The sequence below is a fragment of the Roseateles sp. P5_E8 genome, assembly GCF_054177665.1.
Genome location: NZ_JBGCUM010000029.1, coordinates 56,705 through 73,450 on the forward strand (window position 1 = coordinate 56,705; position 16,746 = coordinate 73,450).

The 16,746-nt window shown below is 68.5% G+C and carries 15 protein-coding genes; 11 read left to right on the top strand and 4 right to left on the bottom strand.

Annotated elements, in window-relative coordinates:
• The first annotated feature begins 125 nt into the window (after positions 1 to 125).
• From ACXRVZ_RS17160 to ACXRVZ_RS17195, 8 genes are all read left to right on the top strand, one after another.
• The gene (locus ACXRVZ_RS17160; protein ID WP_457423129.1) at positions 126 to 2,615 is read left to right on the top strand and encodes a DUF1549 and DUF1553 domain-containing protein; all 2,490 of its coding nucleotides are present in this window, start codon (positions 126 to 128) and stop codon (positions 2,613 to 2,615) included.
• Positions 2,616 to 2,626: 11 nt separating this feature from the next.
• The gene (locus tag ACXRVZ_RS17165; RefSeq protein ID WP_457423131.1) at positions 2,627 to 4,063 is read left to right on the top strand and encodes a DUF1501 domain-containing protein; all 1,437 of its coding nucleotides are present in this window, start codon (positions 2,627 to 2,629) and stop codon (positions 4,061 to 4,063) included.
• 669 nt (positions 4,064 to 4,732) lie between these two features.
• On the top strand, positions 4,733 to 5,110 hold the full coding sequence (locus ACXRVZ_RS17170; protein WP_457423133.1) for a hypothetical protein: 378 nt from the start codon (positions 4,733 to 4,735) through the stop codon (positions 5,108 to 5,110).
• Entirely contained in the window at positions 5,107 to 5,490 is a 384-nt protein-coding gene (locus ACXRVZ_RS17175) for a hypothetical protein (protein WP_457423135.1), read from the top strand. Before ACXRVZ_RS17170 ends, ACXRVZ_RS17175 begins: the two co-directional genes overlap by 4 nt.
• A 5-nt stretch (positions 5,491 to 5,495) precedes the next feature.
• Complete coding sequence (locus ACXRVZ_RS17180) at positions 5,496 to 6,950, top strand: SMP-30/gluconolactonase/LRE family protein (protein ID WP_457423137.1); 1,455 nt, start codon at positions 5,496 to 5,498, stop codon at positions 6,948 to 6,950.
• Between the two features lie 25 nt (positions 6,951 to 6,975).
• Entirely contained in the window at positions 6,976 to 7,437 is a 462-nt protein-coding gene (locus ACXRVZ_RS17185) for a c-type cytochrome (RefSeq protein WP_457423139.1), read from the top strand.
• Between the two features lie 2 nt (positions 7,438 to 7,439).
• Entirely contained in the window at positions 7,440 to 8,120 is a 681-nt protein-coding gene (locus tag ACXRVZ_RS17190) for a lectin (protein ID WP_457423141.1), read from the top strand.
• A 117-nt stretch (positions 8,121 to 8,237) separates the two neighbouring features.
• The gene (locus tag ACXRVZ_RS17195) at positions 8,238 to 8,687 is read left to right on the top strand and encodes a hypothetical protein (protein WP_457423143.1); all 450 of its coding nucleotides are present in this window, start codon (positions 8,238 to 8,240) and stop codon (positions 8,685 to 8,687) included.
• A 13-nt stretch (positions 8,688 to 8,700) separates the two neighbouring features.
• On the opposite strand, the gene ACXRVZ_RS17200 is transcribed toward ACXRVZ_RS17195, so the two are convergent.
• Positions 8,701 to 9,705 carry an aldo/keto reductase gene (locus ACXRVZ_RS17200; RefSeq protein WP_457423145.1) on the bottom strand — a complete coding sequence of 335 codons (1,005 nt, stop codon included), beginning with the start codon at positions 9,703 to 9,705 and terminating at the stop codon, positions 8,701 to 8,703.
• A gap of 150 nt (positions 9,706 to 9,855) precedes the next feature.
• On the opposite strand from ACXRVZ_RS17200, the gene ACXRVZ_RS17205 reads away from it, so the two are divergent.
• Positions 9,856 to 12,477 (top strand): excinuclease ABC subunit A, encoded by a 2,622-nt coding sequence (locus ACXRVZ_RS17205; RefSeq protein WP_457423147.1) that lies wholly within the window; start codon positions 9,856 to 9,858, stop codon positions 12,475 to 12,477.
• A 184-nt stretch (positions 12,478 to 12,661) separates the two neighbouring features.
• Complete coding sequence (locus ACXRVZ_RS17210) at positions 12,662 to 13,264, top strand: PEP-CTERM sorting domain-containing protein (protein WP_457423149.1); 603 nt, start codon at positions 12,662 to 12,664, stop codon at positions 13,262 to 13,264.
• Between the two features lie 58 nt (positions 13,265 to 13,322).
• On the opposite strand, the gene ACXRVZ_RS17215 is transcribed toward ACXRVZ_RS17210, so the two are convergent.
• Positions 13,323 to 13,751 (bottom strand): VOC family protein, encoded by a 429-nt coding sequence (locus ACXRVZ_RS17215; RefSeq protein ID WP_457423151.1) that lies wholly within the window; start codon positions 13,749 to 13,751, stop codon positions 13,323 to 13,325.
• A gap of 219 nt (positions 13,752 to 13,970) precedes the next feature.
• Between ACXRVZ_RS17215 and ACXRVZ_RS17220 the strand changes: the two genes are divergently transcribed.
• Positions 13,971 to 14,405 (top strand): ExbD/TolR family protein, encoded by a 435-nt coding sequence (locus ACXRVZ_RS17220; RefSeq protein ID WP_458232618.1) that lies wholly within the window; start codon positions 13,971 to 13,973, stop codon positions 14,403 to 14,405.
• A gap of 8 nt (positions 14,406 to 14,413) precedes the next feature.
• On the opposite strand, the gene ACXRVZ_RS17225 is transcribed toward ACXRVZ_RS17220, so the two are convergent.
• Together ACXRVZ_RS17225 and ACXRVZ_RS17230 are read right to left on the bottom strand one after the other, a co-directional pair.
• Positions 14,414 to 15,280: an ABC transporter permease gene (locus ACXRVZ_RS17225; RefSeq protein WP_457423155.1), complete on the bottom strand. Its 867-nt coding sequence runs from the start codon at positions 15,278 to 15,280 to the stop codon at positions 14,414 to 14,416.
• Positions 15,277 to 16,080, bottom strand: a complete 804-nt coding sequence (locus tag ACXRVZ_RS17230) for an ABC transporter ATP-binding protein (protein ID WP_457423157.1) — start codon at positions 16,078 to 16,080, stop codon at positions 15,277 to 15,279. Before ACXRVZ_RS17230 ends, ACXRVZ_RS17225 begins: the two co-directional genes overlap by 4 nt.
• Between the last annotated feature and the right edge of the window lie 666 nt (positions 16,081 to 16,746).

The following is a 16,746-nucleotide window of genomic DNA, read 5'->3' on the forward strand; positions in this document are numbered from 1 at the left end:
AACAGCGCTCCAGCAGCGCTGTTGATACAGCCACAAACCCAGCCCTCGCCAAGGCGCTTTGCCAGTGTTTTTGCTGGCGCGCTTATTGCGCTGACCCCTTCAGTCCATTCCCTCGGGAGACCTCCGTGCCCCAACGCTTCAGTTTCAGGATCGCTCCTCTCGCGCTCGCCGCCGTGTTGGCCAGCGTCACCACCCTCAGCCCTGCCGAGGACTACGCGCCCCCCGGCGGCTTCGTCAAGGGCAGCGAGCGCCCCTGGTCGTACACGCCGCTCAATGCCAAGGTCGCCACGCCCGCCGTCAAGGCCAAGGCCTGGGTGCGCCAGCCGCTGGACGCCTTCGTGCTGGCCAAGCTGGAGGCGCAAGGCATCACGCCCTCGGCCGAGGCCGACCGCCGCGCCTACATCCGCCGCGCCACGCTCGACAGCTGGGGCCTGCTGCCCACGCCGGAGGAGGTCAACGCCTTCGTCGACGACAAGTCGCCCAAGGCCCACGAGAAGCTCGTCGAGCGCCTGCTGGCCTCGCCGCGCTACGGCGAGCGCCAGGCGCGCCGGTGGCTGGACTTGAGCCGTTATGCCGACAGCGACGGCTACAACACCGATGGCACCCGGCCCAACATCTGGCGCTACCGCGACTACGTCGTCAACGCCTTCAACGCCGACAAGCCCTTCGACCGCTTCGTCAAGGAACAGCTGGCCGGCGACGAGCTCTGGCCCGACAAGACCGAGGCGCTGATCGCCACCGGCTTCCTGCGCAACCTGCCGGACGAAATCAACGCCCGCGACCTGAACCTGAAGAAGCAGGAAGTCGCCAACGACCTGACCGACACCGTCTCCGCCGTCTTCCTGGGCACGACGCTGGGCTGCGCCCAGTGCCATGACCACAAGACCGAGAAGATCACGCAGCAGGAGTACTTCCAGTTCCAGGCCTTCTTCTCCAACGCCAGCTGGAAGGACGACGTCTCGCCGCTGACCGGCAAGGCCAAGGCCGACTACGACACCCAGCTTGCCAAGTGGGAAGCCGCCACCAAGGACCTGCGCGAACAGCGCGAGAAGCTGCTCAAGCCCACCATCGACAAGCTGGAGACCGACCGCCTGTCCGGCTTCGTGCCCGAGACGCGCGTGTCCATCGAGAAGCCGGCGGCCGAGCGCAACGCCTACGACCGCTGGATCTACCACCGCAACCTCTGGACGATGCAGGGCCGCACGCGCAATGCCGAGAACCAGATGCGCACGCGCGACAAGGACAACTACGCCAAGTACCAGGCCCTGGGCGAGCAGTTGAAGAAGTTCGACGCGCTCAAGCCCAAGGACGCCGGCGCGATCTCGACCATGGTCGAGCTGGGCCCGGATTCGCCGCCGACCAAGGTGCTGTTCAAGGGCATCTACGACCGCCCGTTGCAGGAAGTGCAGCCCGGCCTGCCGGCGCTGCTGACCGACAACACGACGCCCAAGATCGAACCGACGGCCACGTCCTCCGGCCGCCGCACGGCGCTGGCGAACTGGCTGGTCAGCCCCGAGAACGGCCTGACGGCGCGCGTCTTCGTCAACCGCCAATGGGCACAGTTCTTCGGCCGCGGCATCGTCGAGACCAGCGCCGACTTCGGCAAGACCGGCGCCAAGCCCACCCACCCCGAACTGCTCGACAAGCTGGCCGCCGACTTCGTGAAGACCGGCTGGAGCGTGAAGACGCTGCACAAGCAGATCCTGCTGAGCAGCACCTACCGCCAGGCCAGTGAAGCGCGCGAGGTCAAGAAGGACCCGGACAACAAGCTGCTGTGGGCCTTCCCGCGCCAGCGCCTGGAGGCCGAGCAGCTGCGCGACTCTTTGTTGGCCGCATCCGGCCTGCTGGAAGAAAAGCGCGGCGGCCCGTCGGTCTACCCGCCCATCCCGCCCAACTACGACATCGGTGGCCAGCGCAACCGCTGGCAGACGTCAGAGGACCCGCGCGACCACCATCGCCGCAGCCTCTACGTCTTCGTGCTGCGCAACTCGCCCTACCCGCTGCTGGAAACCTTCGACTGGGCCAACCCGCAGTCGCCGCACTTCCGCCGTGACGTGACGACGACCGCGCCGCAAGCCCTGGCCCTGGTCAACAGCGACCTGGTGCTGGGCTGGAGCCAGGCCCTCGCCGGCCGCGTCATCCAGGAAGCACCCGCCAGCGAGAGCGCGCAGATCGACCGCGTCTACGAGATCCTGTTCTCCCGCAAGCCCAGCGCCAAGGAGAAGGACAAGCTGGTCGCCTTCCTGAACTCGCAGGAAGCCTTGCAGGTGGCCCAGGCCAGTGATGTGAAGAAGCCGCATCTGCCCGAAGGCTGGGGCGTGGACCCGAAGCTCGCCAAGCAGATCGACGGCTTCTACAAGGCGGCCTACAAGCGCGAGCCCGACCGCTACGAGCGCAATGCGTTCCTGAGCTACCTGGACGCCCAGGCGGCCAAGCGCAAGAAGGCCGATGGCGGCGACGACTCGGCGGACGACGGCGGCGCTGCCGCGCCCACGACGGCCGCAGCCACCACGAGCGGCGCCCCAACCAAGGGCCCCAGCAAGGCCCGCGCCGCCGCCTTCGTCGACCTGGTTCACACCCTGGTCAACACCAATGAATTCACCTACCGCTTCTGAGGTCTGACGCCATGAGCCATTCACACGACCATTCCCGCCGCAACTTTCTCAACCACGCCGGTGCTGCGACCTTCGCCGCCTTCGGCGCGGGCAGCTTCGGCGGCATCTCGTCCGCCTTCGCCAGCGAGCTGTTCGACCCCACGCAGCCACGCCAACCCCATCACGCTGCCAAGGCCAAGGCCGTCATCTGGCTGCACATGGCCGGCGCGCCCAGCTCGCTGGACTTGTTCGACTACAAGCCCGACCTCATCAAGCTCAACGGCACGCCGCTGCCCGACAGCTTCGGCAAGGACCTGAAGACCGCCACCGACGGCGGCGTGGGCAACCTCTTTGCCAGCAAGCGCACCTGGAAGCAGCACGGCGAGCAAGGCGCCTGGGTCTCCGACCTGCTACCCAACATCGCCAAGCAGGCCGACAGCATCGCCTTCCTGAAGGGCAGCAAGACCGAGGGCAGCACGCACGTCATCGCCTCGCTGAAGCTGCACACGGCCGGCCTGGTGCCGGGTCGCCCTGCCCTGGGCTCCTGGGTGCAGTACGGCCTGGGCTCGGCCAACCCCGACCTGCCCGCCTTCGTCGTGCTGCCCACCGGCGTGGGCGCGGCCGGCGGCGGCCGTGGTGCGGTCATCTGGAGCAGCGGCTTCCTGCCCGCCGCGCTGCAGGGCACGCCCTTCCGCAAGGGCGACTCGCCCATCCTGCATCTGGCGCGGCCGGACGGCATCACCGAGAAGGAGCAGCGCGCCCAACTCGACCTGCTGGCCTCGCTCAATGGCGACCACGCCTCGCGCTACCCAGGCGACACGGAGCTGCTGGCGCGCGCCAAGAGCTATGACCTGGCCTACCGCATGCAAGTCTCGGCGCCTGAGGCCGTGGACCTGGCCAAGGAGTCTGCGGCCACCAAGGCGGCTTACGGCATCGGCACCAAGGAGACCGACGAGTACGGCACCTCGCTGCTGCGCGCCCGCCGGCTGGTGGAGCGCGGCGTCAGGTTTGTTCACGTGATCTCGGGTGCGCCGGACAACAGCGTGGATTCATGGGATGCGCACAACAACCTGGAGCGCAACCACGCGGTGATGTGCAAGCAGGTCGACCAACCGGTTGGCGCTTTGCTCGCCGACCTGAAGGAACGCGGGTTGCTGGACACGACTTTGGTTGTCTGGGCATCGGAGTTCGGGCGGACGCCGTATGGGCAGAGCGGCAATGGGCGGGATCACAACCCGTGGGGCTATACGCAGTGGATTGCTGGGGGTGGGATCAAGCCGGGGACGTATGGCGGCACGGATGAGATCGGGTTGCGTGCTGAGACTGGGATCGTCGATACGTATGACCTGCAGGCGACGTTGCTGCACCAGCTGGGGTTGAACCATAAGAAGCTGGTGTTTGCGCATCAGGGCCGTGCTGAGAAGGCGACGACGGTGTTTGGCGACGTCATCAAGGAGATCCTGGCCTAACTTTTTTGTTTGGCTGACCTGGCGCATGCTCGTTGCATTGCCGGGAGTCCGTCCCGGCGGCCGGGTAACTTTCTTCTGCGGGGCCAGAAGAAAGTCACCAAAGAAGAGGCCCTGAACCGCACACGACCGCGACGCCGCCAAGAGCGGCGCGCGAAAACACTCAGCGCGGTTTAGGGCAGACGCGAACCGCTGCGCTCTCGCCGCTGTCCTTGTGACGAGTGCCATGGCTCGCCCCTTCACCCCGCCTAACGCCGGCTGCACGCCGKGCTCACCAGGAACAGCCGCGTCGCTGGGGCGACGCCACACCGGTTGAGCAGGGGCCGTCGCGTCGCCCGAGCGACGCTGAATTGGGATGGCTCGTGAGCACGGCGTGCAGCCGGCGTTAGGCGGCCCGAAGCGGCGATGAGTGACGCCGGTGACAAGGACAGCAGCGAGAGCGCAGCGGCTCGCGTCTGCCCACACCACGAGCGGCTGTTGCACGGCGCAGCTCGTGCACGTGGTGCTGGTGTGCGGTTCAGGGCCTCTTTTGGTGACTTTCTTCTGGCCCCGCAGAAGAAAGTTACCCGGCCGCCGGGACGGACCCCCGGCAATGCACCGAGCAAACAACGCACCCCGCCAAAGCAACCAACAAACGACCAACACCAACACCAACACCAACAACCAACCCGAATGCGCTCCCGCTTCTCACTCACCGCGCTCCTGCCGCTGCTGATCGTCACCACCGTCCTCGCCGCTGAAGGCCTGACCGCCGACGACATGCGCGACGCCGAGGAGACGCTGCACAACCTCGACTCCCGCATCAGCCTGCAGGACAAGAAAGCCCTGGACGACGCCAAGGAGCTGGCGCGCTATTTCCAGCAGGTCGAAGGCCACTTCAGCGCCAAGGCCGATGCGGCACGCGGCGTGGACTTCTCGCGCAAGTCCAGGGCCCATGCCAATGCCATCGTCGCCGCCGTCGAGGCCGACAACTACGACGCCGCGATGGACGCCTTGAGCGACCTGACGCGCAGCTGCAAGACCTGCCACGAGGTCTACAAGAAGAAATGAAACGCCTGATCCTGCTGGCCGTCACGGCCCTCCTAGCCGCCCCCCTGACCCAGGCCGCCTCGCGCCTGGAGCTCGGCATCTGGATGCGCGCCGTCGACGCCAAGACCGTCAGCGTGCAGAAGCACTTGGCCGCCGGCCGCAACGACGCGGCCATCGCCGACGCGCAGGCGCTGCAAAAGCTCTACGCCGACATGGCGCTGTACTTCGAACGCGACTACCCGGCCGCCGACGCCGTCGGCTTCTCGCGCGACGGAGAGCGCCTGGCCGCCGCCATCCCTGGCCATGTGGCCAAGGGCGACATCCCCGCCGCCGCGCAATCGGCCCGCGCCATCGCGCTGGCCTGCAACGACTGCCACGACCCCTACAAGCCACTCCCGTAACGCCCATGAAGACCACCCTTGCCCTCTCGCTGCTGGCCCTCGCGGCCAGCGCCCACGCCGCCCTCAAGCCCGGCGACGCCGCGCCCGACTTCAAGGCCCCTGCAGCACGGGCCGGCAAGACGATCGACGTGCAACTCAAGGACGCCCTCGCCAAGGGCCCCGTGGTCGTCTATTTCTACCCGGCCGCCTACACCGGCGGCTGCAACCTGCAGGCGCATGAGTTCGCCGAGAACCTGGCCCGCTTCACGGCCGCCGGCGCCACAGTCATCGGCGTGTCGGGCGACGGCATAGAGCGCCTGCGCGAGTTCTCCACCGACCCCGAGACCTGCGCCGGCAAGCTGACGGTCGCCTCCGACGCCGACGGCCAGGTCGCCCGCGCCTTCGACATCGCCACCACCGCCACACCGGCCGGCCGCAAGACGACCAAGGGTCAGGAGATCACCCACGCCCGCGCCGAGCGCACCAGCTTCGTCGTCGGCCGCGACGGCCGCATCGTCGCCACCATCGCCGGCGTGGCACCCGAGGCCAACGTCAACGAGGCGCTGGCCGCCGTGCAACGCCTGGCCCCCGCGCCGGCACGCACCGGCGCCATCGCCGGCGTGGTGGCCGACGGCACGCCCATCGTCATCCTGGGCGACGGCTTCAAGGGCACGGAAGGGCCGCTGGGCCTGCCCGACGGCAGCTTCGTCTTCACCGAGACGCAGGAGGCGCGCATCACCCGCATCGCCGCCGATGGGCGCCTGAGCACCCACCTGCGCGACACCAACGGCGCCAACGGGCTGGGCATCAACCCGGCCGGCGAGATCGTCGCCGTGCAGGTCAACGACACACGCGTCGGCACGCTGGGCGCGGCGCCCAAGACGCTGGCCAGCGGCTGGGGCGGCAAGGCCTTCGGCCGGCCCAACGATCTCGTCGTGGCGCGCGACGGCACCGTCTACTTCACCGACTCGGGCCGCAACGCCAACCAGGCGGGCGCCGCCGCCACGGTCGAGACGGCAGCACCGGCCGTCTACCGCATCAAGGCCGGTCAGCTGGAGCGCCTGGCCGCCGACATCACGCGGCCCAACGGCATCCAGCTCAGCCCCGACGAGAAGACGCTGTTCGTGGCCGACACGGCCGGCGAGCACGTGCTGGCCTATGCCGTGCAGGCCGACGGCAGCCTCGGCCCGCGCCGCCAATTCGCCAAGCTGGCCGGCTACCGCCAGGCGCAGAACGGCAGCTTCAGCAGCGGCGCCGACGGCCTCGCGGTGGACGGCCAGGGCCGGCTCTACGTGGCCAGCAACGCCGGCATCGAGGTCTTCGATGCAAGCGGCCAGGCCCTGGGCGTCATCGCCTTGCCCAAGCAGCCGCAGAACCTCGCCTTTGCCGGCCAGGACAAGAAGCGGCTCTACGTCGTCGGCCGCGGCGCTGCTTACCGCATAGACACGCTGGCCCAGGGTTTCACGGGCCGCGCCAAGTAACGCTTTCCCTCCAACAAGAGACCCCATGAAGACAACGCTCATCGCGCTGGCCGCCACGCTGCTGGCCGCATCAGCCGCCCAGGCCCAGCAGGCCCCCAAGCCCGAACAGCTCATCAAGTGGCGCCAGTCGGCCTACCAGGTCGTTGCCTGGAACGCCGGCCGCGTGAAGGCCAATGTGGACGGCAGCTACAGCAAGGACGAGGTCATCCGCGCGGCCAACACCATCGCGGCGCTGGCCAACAGCGGCCTGCCGTCGCTGTTCCCGGCCGGCACCGAGACGGGCAAGGGCTGGAAGGACACCACCGTGAAGGCCACGCTGTTCAGCGACACGGCTGGCGCCGCCGCCGCGCAAGCCGCCTTCGGCAAGGAAGCCACCGAGCTGGCCCGCGTGGCCCAGGGTGGTGACGTGGCCGCCGTCAAGGCCCAGCTCGCCGCCCTGCAGAAGACCTGCAAGGCCTGCCACGACGATTTCCGCAACAGCAATTGATCATGAAGAAACTGCTCCTCGCCACTGCCGCCCTGCTTGCCATCAACGCACAAGCCCAGACCCCACCCGCCGCAGCTGCCAGCGCGCCGCCGCCGCCACCCTTTACCTTCTTCGTCACAAGCGTCGGCGGTGGCAACGGCGCCAACTACGGCGGCCTGGAAGGCGCCGACGCGCACTGCCAGAGGCTGGCCACCGCCGCCGGCACGCCGTTCAAGAGCTGGAAGGCCTACCTGAGCACGCAGGGCGCGAACGCCGTCAACGCCCGTGACCGCATCGGCAAGGGCCCGTGGACGAACGTGCGCGGCCAGCCCGTGGCGCGCGACGTGGCCCATCTGCACGGCGACACCGTGGAGCTGGCCCAGCTCGGCAGCAACCTGACGCGCAACACCGCGCTGACCGAGAAGGGCCAGCGCCCCCAGGCGGCCGGCGACACGCCCAACGAGCACGACATCCTGACCGGCTCCACGCCGGACGGCCGCGCCTACCCCGAGGGCGCCGACAAGACCTGCAAGAACTACACGAGCGGCGCCGAGGACGGCTCCGTGCAGCTGGGCCACTTCGACCGCACCGGCGGCGGCAATGCGTCGTGGAACTCCGCCCACGGCAGCCGCGGCTGCAGCCAGCCCAAGCTGGTGGCGACGGGTGGGGCGGGGTTGCTGTATTGCTTCGTGGCGAACAACTGAACCGCAGCTGCGATTCAGCACGAGGCAAGGGACAGCAAGGTCCCTTCGTCATTTGGAGGATATGGTGGCGGCACTGCCAGCCATGCATGGTCGGCAGCATCTCTAAGCATCTAACCGATGACACGAATCTTCTGGCTACGCGTCTGGATCGCCGTCTGCGCCGCGCTTATGTTGTTGGGCGCCTTCGGCTTGCGTGACGACAGGGCATTGCAGGCAGGCCGCGTGACCGAAGGCATCGTCAGCGACCTCAAGTCGCGGATCGGCCGCAGCGGAGCGCCCGCAGTCAAATACCACTTCATCGCCGAAGGCACTCGCGAAACAACTGAGGTCTGGAATACGCTGCCAAGGGCGGCATACAACCAACTCAAGGTGGGCGGCCCGATCGCCGTTCGCTACGTGCCGGATCGCCCGTCGACAAACCGACCGGCAGCCGCCGATCCCAGTTGGGAAGACGGGGCAGCAGCATTGCTGGTCGGCGCCGTTAATGTCGTGCTGGGCATGGTGGCGCTCCGAAGCAACTCTCCTCGAATCAAACGCTGGCGGGAGGACAGCCAGCTCGCGTCTTGACGAGACTTCCTCGCTAGACCGATTGCTCCAGTCGCAACGCCGCTTCCACCGTCGCCAGCTCCTCGCCCGTCAACGGCGCGCCGTTGGCCGCGCCGAGCGCATCGTCGATCTGCGCCAGCCGGCTGGCGCCGACGAGCACCGACGTCATGCCCGGGTGACGCAGCACCCAGGTCAAGGCCAACTGCGGCAGCGTCTGCCCGCGCGCATCGGCCAGCTCCTTGAGCGCGCGCACCACGGCCACACGGCCGGGCGTCACATCGGTGGGCTTCAGGAAGCCGCCCTTCGCAGCACGCGAGTCCGCCGGAATGGCCGAGGCGAGGTAGCGCTCGGTCAGCAGCCCTTGCGCCAGCGGCGAGAACGCGATGCAGCCAATGCCCTCGTCGGCCAGCGTCTCCAGCAGGCCGCCCTCCACCCAGCGGTCCAGCATGCTGTAGCGCGGCTGGTGGATGACGCAGGGCGTGCCCAGCCGGCGCAGGATGGCGCTGGCTTCACGCGTCTGCTCGACCGAGTAGTTGGAGACGCCGACATAGAGCGCGCGCCCGCTGCGCACCGCGTGGTCCAGCGCGCCCATGGTCTCTTCCAGCGGCGTGTCCGGGTCGGGGCGATGGGAATAGAAGATGTCGACGTAGGGCAGGCCCAGCCGCTTCAGGCTCGCGTCCAGGCTGGCGAGCATGTACTTGCGCGATCCCCATTCGCCATAAGGCCCCGGGCCCATGCGGTAGCCGGCCTTGGTCGAGATGATGAGCTCGTCGCGGTGGGCGTGCAGCTCCTCGCGCAGCAGGCGGCCCATCGTCAGCTCGGCGGAGCCGGGTGGCGGGCCGTAGTTGTTGGCCAGGTCGAAGTGCGTGATGCCGCGGTCGAACGCGCCCAGGACCATCTCCCGCGCGGTGTCGTAGCGGTCGACGTCGCCGAAGTTGTGCCACAGGCCCAGCGACAGCGTGGGCAGCAGCAGCCCGCTGCGCCCGCTGCGGCGGTAGGGTTGGCGTTCGTAGCGTTGGGGGTCGGGGGTGTGGCTCATCGAGAGGATGCTGGGAGGCGCTGCCGGGACGGCGCCAAGATCGTATGCGAGTACCTTCATGTAATGCCGCCCGGCCACCGGGTCGCGCGGGTCGCGGGATCAGCCCGAGTCCTACAGGCGGCCCGCCCCGAGGCGACGCATATTTGCGGCATGGCCAACACCGCCCGCCCGCAGCAGGGCTTTGTCCGCGTTCGTGGCGCGCGCGAGCACAACCTGAAGAACGTCGACGTGGACGTGCCACGTGACGCGCTGGTGGTGTTCAGCGGCGTGTCGGGCTCGGGCAAGTCGTCGCTGGCCTTCGCCACCATTTACGCCGAGGCGCAGCGGCGCTACTTCGAGTCCGTCGCTCCGTATGCGCGCCGCCTCATCGACCAGGTGGGCGTGCCGGCGGTCGACTCGATTGACGGCCTGCCGCCTGCGGTGGCCCTGCAGCAGCAGCGCGGCACGCCCAGCGCGCGCTCGTCGGTGGGCAGCGCCACGTCGCTGTCCAGCCTGCTGCGCATGCTCTATTCGCGCGCCGGCCACTACCCGGCCAAGCAGCCCATGCTGTACGCGGAAGACTTTTCGCCCAACACGCCGCAGGGCGCCTGCCCCGGCTGCCACGGCTTGGGCCGCGTCTACGAGGTGACCGAGCAATCCATGGTGCCCGACCCGTCGCTGACCATCCGCGAGCGGGCCATCGCCGCCTGGCCGCCGGCCTGGCATGGCCAGAACCTGCGCGACATCCTCGTCACGCTCGGCCACGACGTCGACAAGCCCTGGCGCGACCTGCCGAAGAAGACGCGCGACTGGATCCTTTTCACCGACGAGCAGCCCACCGTGCCGGTCTATGCCGGCTTCACGCCCGCCGAGACGCGCGCGGCGCTGAAGAGCCGCATGGAGCCGAGCTACCAGGGCACCTTCATGGGCGCGCGAAAATACGTGCTGCACACCTTCGCGACCACGCAGAGCGCGCTGATGAAGCGCCGCGTGTCGCGCTACATGGTGGCCAGCGACTGCCCGATCTGCCAGGGCAAGCGGCTCAAGCGCGAGGCGCTGTCGGTCACGTTCGAGGGACTGGACATCGGCGAGCTGTCGCGCATGCCGCTGCACGCGCTGGCAGAGGTGCTCCGCCCGACCGCCGCCGGCTCGGCGCATGCCGCCGCGCAGGGCCACGGCGTCAGCAGGGCGACGTCGAAGGCGCACACGGCGCAGCGCGTCGCCGCCGGCGGCAACGCTCATGCGGCCGCGCCGGACGTGCGCCGCACGCCCAACCTGTCGGAAGAAAAGCTCATTGCCGCCCAGCGCATCACCCACGACATGCTGGCGCGCATCACCACGCTCAACGAGCTGGGCCTGGGCTATCTGTCGCTGGATCGCGGCACGCCCACGCTGTCCAGCGGCGAACTGCAGCGCCTGCGCCTGGCCACGCAGATCCGCTCCAACCTGTTCGGCGTCATCTACGTGCTGGACGAACCTTCGGCTGGCCTGCATCCCGCCGACGGCGAGGCGCTGCTCAAGGCGCTGCGGGACCTGAAGGCGGCCGGCAATTCCCTCTTCATCGTCGAGCACGACCTGGGCCTGATGCGCGAGGCGGACTGGATCGTCGATGTCGGCCCCGACGCCGGCGAGTTGGGCGGCGAGGTGCTCTACAGCGGCCCGCCGGCAGGCCTGGAGGCGGTGACAGCCTCGCGCACGGCCGCCTACCTTTTTCCGCGCGGCCCGGCGGAACGGCCCCTGCGCCGCATGCCGCACGCCTGGCTCAAGCTGGCCGGCGTGACGCGCAACAACCTGCGCGGCGTCGACGTGGCCTTCCCGCTCGGCAGCTTCACCGCGGTGACCGGGATCTCGGGCTCGGGCAAGTCCAGCCTGGTCAGCCAGGCGCTGGTCGACCTCGTCAGCCAGGCCCTCGGCCATGAGGCCCCGGCGCCGGACGCTGAAGAAGACGACGAAGCGGATGGCCCCTCGCGCGAGGTCACGCACGGCCGCATCGCCGCCGGCGCCGAGCACATCCGCCGCCTCGTGCAGGTCGACCAGAAACCCATCGGCCGCACGCCGCGCTCCAACCTCGCGACCTACACCGGCCTGTTCGACCACGTGCGCAAGCTCTTCGCCGCCACGCCCTCGGCGCGCGCCAAACGCTTCGACGCCGGCCGCTTCTCCTTCAACGTCGCCAAGGGCCGCTGCGAGACCTGCGAGGGCGAGGGCTTCGTCAGCGTGGAGCTGCTGTTCATGCCCAGCGTCTACGCGCCCTGCCCGGCCTGCCACGGCGCGCGCTACAACGAGGCGACGCTGAAGGTCCGCCTGCGCGACAAGAGCATTGCCGAGGTGCTGCAGATGACGGTGGACGAGGCACTGACCTTCTTCGCCGAGGACGCCGCGTTGGCACGGCCGCTCACGCTGCTGCAGCAGATCGGCCTGGGCTATCTGCGCCTGGGCCAGCCCGCCACCGAACTCTCCGGCGGTGAGGCCCAGCGCATCAAGCTCGCCACCGAGCTGCAGCGCGCCCAGCGGGGCAACACCCTCTACGTGCTGGACGAGCCGACGACAGGTCTGCATCCGTCCGACGTGGACAAGCTGCTGGCGCAGCTGAACGGCCTGGTGGACGCCGGCAACACGGTCGTCGTCGTCGAACACGAGATGCGCGTGGTGGCGGCCTGCGACTGGGTCATCGACATCGGCCCCGGGGCCGGCGCCGAGGGCGGGCGGCTGGTGGCCTTCGGCACGCCGGAGCAGGTGGCGCGCGCCAAGGGCAGCCGGACGGCCCGCTACCTGGGCGACGCGCTGGCCTGAGCCGCTCGGTCTCCCGCGTTTGCGGGTGTCGACCTGGCTTACAGCCGGACCTGGCGCCTTGCCGCCCGGCGCCTGCCAAGGCGGCACCCCTATAGCTAGGGATTGCGAAAGTGCCCATCATGGCATGCTTGGTGCTTGCCTGTCAGAAGTAGCCGGCCTGTCCGGACCCTTCTGGAAGAAAAGCATGAAACCCGCTCTCAAATTTCTCTGCTGCGCCGCCGCCCTCGCGTTGCAAGCCGTCCCGGCGCAGGCCGCCCCGGTTGCGCTGACCTGGACCACCACCGTGAATTCGGGCACCACCGTGCCCGGCGCCGTGGTCGGCGAAAGCTTCACGACGACCATCGTCGTCGACAACGGCGGCACCTCGACGGCGTCGCAGACCTGGGCGGACTTCACCTTCGTGTCGTTCCGCCAGCAAGGCGCCTCTGGCTGGTGGTTCGAGTCCACGCAGATCAACCTCCCCGGCAGCACCGGCAGCTTCACCACCAACGCGCTCGGCGTGGTGCTGACGGCCGGCAGCTGGCTCGATGGTTACCCCAACGGCAACGTGCTCACCTCCTGGAGCGGCGCCCAGCTCGGTGGCTGGTGGAACAACGGCGGCAATGAGACCAGCTGCCTGAAAGCCCCCCACACCTGCGTCTGGGCGAACAACGTGTCGGCCAACCGCGTCGGCGCCAGCTGGACCGCTGCGCTGCAGCCGACCGGTGGCACGGTTCCCGAACCGGCCTCACTGGCCCTGGCCGGCCTGGCGCTGGCCCTGGCTGGCGCCGCCCGCAAGCGCCGCTGAAAACAGCGCGGCTGATGCCGCAACAACGTCAAGGGGCCGACAGGCCCCTTTTGTCATTTCAGAACGTCACCTTGACCGACGCTGCGCTCCGCTTGGCTTCGCCGTGGAAGACGGCCTCGATGTTGTTGCCGTCCGGGTCCAGCACGAAGGCGGCGTAGTAGCCGGGGTGGTAGGGCCGCTCGCCGGGCGCACCGTGGTCCTGGCCGCCGCTGGCCAGCGCCGCCTTATGGAAGGCATCGACCGTCGCGCGGTCCTTGGCCTGGAAGGCCACGTGCACGCGCCCGGTCAGCTCGCCTTGCGCGGCCTCGCTCTGGGCGGTGGACACGAACAGCTCGTCGACCCAGAAATAGCTGTCGCCCGTGCCGCCGATGGGTATCTCCAGCACCTTGAAGATCGCCTCGTAGAAGCGCTGGCTGGCCGCCAGGTCGCGAACGACGAGTTGGAGGTGGTCGATCAGCCGGCCGCGATGCAGTTCCTGGGTTTCCATGCGTGCTCCAAATCCGGGGGTCAAGGGAACGGCGATGTTAGAAAGCGACGGCCGCACGGGCAATCCAGGCGCGTTGGATGGACCGCCGTTTGCGCAACCAGGCGAAACAGGGCAAATCGCGGGTCATGCGCTCGACCAAGGCGTTCATCCCTGTTGCCTTTGCGGCCAGCGTTGGCATGATGCATTGCACCTCGTCACCAAACCTCTGGGGAGACACACATGGGAATGAACACGGCAAGCTGGTCGGGCAACCACGAACCTGAGGTCGTCATGGAGGTCAACACGACGCCACTGATCGACGTGATGCTGGTGCTGCTCGTGATGCTGATCATCACCATCCCGATGCAACTGCACACCATCCCCCTGCCGATGGGCGGGGACGCCACGGCGCCGGTGCACAAGCCCATCGTCCACGTCGTGTCCATCGACTTCGACGGCACGGTCTCCTGGGACGATCAGCTCCTGGCGGATTCCGCCGCCGTCGAGGCCAAGATGCGCGAAATCGGCGCCATGGCCGAGGCCAATCAACCGGAGGTCCATGTCAAGCCGAACAAGCTGGCCGACTACGGCGCCGTCGCCGCGGTGATGGCTTCCATGCAGCGCAACGGCGTCAGGAAGATGGGCGTTCTCGGCAACGAGCGCTTCACCAGCTAGCGCCTGCCTCAGCGCTGCACGCCCCAGCGCCGCACCGTCAGCCGTTCGACCGTGTCGAACACGAAGCGCTCCACCAGCCAGCCGATCATCACAACGGTGGCCAGGCCCGCGAAGACGCGGTCGGTCAGCAGTTCGTTGCGGCTCTGGAAGATGTACCAGCCCAGGCCGCCCTGGCCGGAGGACGCGCCGAAGAACAGCTCGGCGGCGATCAGCGTGCGCCAGGCGAAGGCCCAGCCGATGCGCAGGCCCGACAGGATGGCCGGCAGCGCCGACGGCACGAGGATCTGCAGCACGTAGCGCATGCCGCGCAGGCCGTAGTTGCGGCCGGCCATGCGCAGCGTCTCAGGCACGCCCTGGAAGCCCGACAACGTCGACAGCGCCAGCGGCCACAGCACGGCGTGCACGAGCACGAAGATGAGGCTGCCCGAGCCGAGGCCAAACCACAGCAGTGCCAACGGCAGCAGCGCGATGGCTGGCAAGGGGTTGAACAGCGAGGTCAGCGTGTTGAGCACGTCGCGGCCCGGGCGCGTGGCGACGGCCAGCGACGACAGCGTCAGCGCGAGCACCACGCCCAACGCATAACCGCGCAGCAGCAGTGACAGCGACGCGGCGGTGCGCGTCAGCAGTTCGCCGTTGCGCAAGTCGCTCCACCAGGCCTGTGCGGCTTGCAGGAAGCCGGGTAGCAGCAGGTCATTGCCGGCCAGGCGCGCGGCCAGCTCCCAGGCGGCCGCGATGAGCACCAGCACGACGATCTGGCGGATGCCGTCGCGTTGCCACAGGCGTTGGGCGCGGCTGAGCGGCGCGGGCGAGGCGAAGGCGGGCAGCGGCGGCAGTTCGCGTTCGAACTCGGGTCTGGCGGGATGGACGTAACTCATGGCTCGAAAAGGAGGCGGTGGATGCGCTGCTGCTGGGCCTGGAAGGCGGCGCTGCCGATGCTGGCAATCTCGAAGCCGTCAGCGTTCAGCTCGGCACGCACGCGACCCGGGTGGGGCGACAGCAGCAGGATGCGGTTGCCGATGAGCAGCGCCTCCTCGATGGAGTGAGTGACGAAGAGCAGCGTGAAGCCCAGTTCCTTCCACAAGCGCAGCAATTCCTCCTGCAGGCTGCGGCGCGTGAGCGCATCGAGCGCGGCGAAGGGCTCGTCCATGAGCAGCACGCGGGGGCGCATGGCCAGTGCCCGGGCGATGGCCACGCGCTGCTTCATGCCGCCGCTGAGCTGGTGGGGGAAGGCGTCGGCAAAGCGGGTCAGGCCGACGGTTTGCAGCGCTTCGGCTGCGCGGTCGCGGGCGTCCGCCTTGCTGCATTGGCGGGAGGCGATGAGGCCGAAAGCAACGTTGTCGAGGACGCGCTTCCACGGCGGCAGCTGGTCGAACTCCTGGAAGACGACGACGCGGTCGGGGCCGGGTTCGGTGATTGCATTTCCTTGGAGGAGGATTTCGCCGGCGTGGGGTGGAAGGAAGCCGGCGATGGCCTTGAGCAGACTGCTCTTGCCGCAGCCGGAGGCGCCGAGGAGGACGAAGCGGTCGGACTGGTGGACGTCGAAGCTGACTTCGTGGGTAGCGCGGATGGTTCTGTTTTCGCTGCGGTATTCGAGGGTGAGGTTGCGGACCTGCAGCAGCGGGTTTGGCGTTGCGGCGGCCAGCGCGGCGTGTTCTTGGCGGTCTGTTGCAGTCATGGAGGTAGCTGGTTCGAGAGGTCAGGTTGATGCCAAGGCCCATGCCGGGAGTCCCGCCCGGCGGCGGGGTAACTTTCTTCTGCGGCGCCAGAAGAAAGTCACCAAAGAAGAGGCGCTGAACCGCACACCAGCACCACATGCACGAGCTGCTCCGGGCAACAGCCGCTTGTGGTGTGGGCAGACGCGAGCCGCTGCGCTCTCGCTGCTGTCCTTGTCACCACCGCCATCCATCGCAGCAGCAGGCCGCCTAACGCGCGGCTGCACGCCGTGCTCACGAGCAATCCCAATTCAGCGTCGCTAGGGCGACGCGGTCTCTGCCAGCACCTCTGTGGCGTCGCCCCAGCGACGCGGCTGTTCATGGTGAGCCCGGCGTGCAGCCGGCGTTAGGCGGCTTGAAGTGGCGCGCCATGGAACTCGTCACAAGGACAGCAGCGAGAGCGCAGCGGTTCGCGTCTGCCTTAAACCGCGCTGAGTGTTTTCGCGCGCCGCTTTTGGCGGCGTCGCGGTCGTGTGCGGTTCAGGGCCTCTTCTTTGGTGACTTTCTTCTGGCCCCGCAGAAGAAAGTTACCCGGCCGCCGGGACGGACCCCCGGCAATGCACCGAGTCAAACAGGCTCTTCGCAAAAGCAACCAGCAAACCAGCAAGCCTCAACTCCCTCCCACCAAA

What these genes read in the sequence shown, in the direction of transcription:
- ACXRVZ_RS17165 (WP_457423131.1), top strand. Translation starts at nt 2,627, where the DNA reads ATGAGCCATTCACACGACCATTCCCGCCGCAACTTTCTCAACCACGCC.
- ACXRVZ_RS17170 (WP_457423133.1), top strand. Translation starts at nt 4,733, where the DNA reads ATGCGCTCCCGCTTCTCACTCACCGCGCTCCTGCCGCTGCTGATCGTC.
- ACXRVZ_RS17175 (WP_457423135.1), top strand. Translation starts at nt 5,107, where the DNA reads ATGAAACGCCTGATCCTGCTGGCCGTCACGGCCCTCCTAGCCGCCCCC.
- ACXRVZ_RS17180 (WP_457423137.1), top strand. Translation starts at nt 5,496, where the DNA reads ATGAAGACCACCCTTGCCCTCTCGCTGCTGGCCCTCGCGGCCAGCGCC.
- ACXRVZ_RS17185 (WP_457423139.1), top strand. Translation starts at nt 6,976, where the DNA reads ATGAAGACAACGCTCATCGCGCTGGCCGCCACGCTGCTGGCCGCATCA.
- ACXRVZ_RS17190 (WP_457423141.1), top strand. Translation starts at nt 7,440, where the DNA reads ATGAAGAAACTGCTCCTCGCCACTGCCGCCCTGCTTGCCATCAACGCA.
- ACXRVZ_RS17195 (WP_457423143.1), top strand. Translation starts at nt 8,238, where the DNA reads ATGACACGAATCTTCTGGCTACGCGTCTGGATCGCCGTCTGCGCCGCG.
- ACXRVZ_RS17200 (WP_457423145.1), bottom strand. Translation starts at nt 9,705, where the DNA reads ATGAGCCACACCCCCGACCCCCAACGCTACGAACGCCAACCCTACCGC.
- ACXRVZ_RS17205 (WP_457423147.1), top strand. Translation starts at nt 9,856, where the DNA reads ATGGCCAACACCGCCCGCCCGCAGCAGGGCTTTGTCCGCGTTCGTGGC.
- ACXRVZ_RS17210 (WP_457423149.1), top strand. Translation starts at nt 12,662, where the DNA reads ATGAAACCCGCTCTCAAATTTCTCTGCTGCGCCGCCGCCCTCGCGTTG.
- ACXRVZ_RS17215 (WP_457423151.1), bottom strand. Translation starts at nt 13,751, where the DNA reads ATGGAAACCCAGGAACTGCATCGCGGCCGGCTGATCGACCACCTCCAA.
- ACXRVZ_RS17220 (WP_458232618.1), top strand. Translation starts at nt 13,971, where the DNA reads ATGGGAATGAACACGGCAAGCTGGTCGGGCAACCACGAACCTGAGGTC.
- ACXRVZ_RS17225 (WP_457423155.1), bottom strand. Translation starts at nt 15,280, where the DNA reads ATGAGTTACGTCCATCCCGCCAGACCCGAGTTCGAACGCGAACTGCCG.
- ACXRVZ_RS17230 (WP_457423157.1), bottom strand. Translation starts at nt 16,080, where the DNA reads ATGACTGCAACAGACCGCCAAGAACACGCCGCGCTGGCCGCCGCAACG.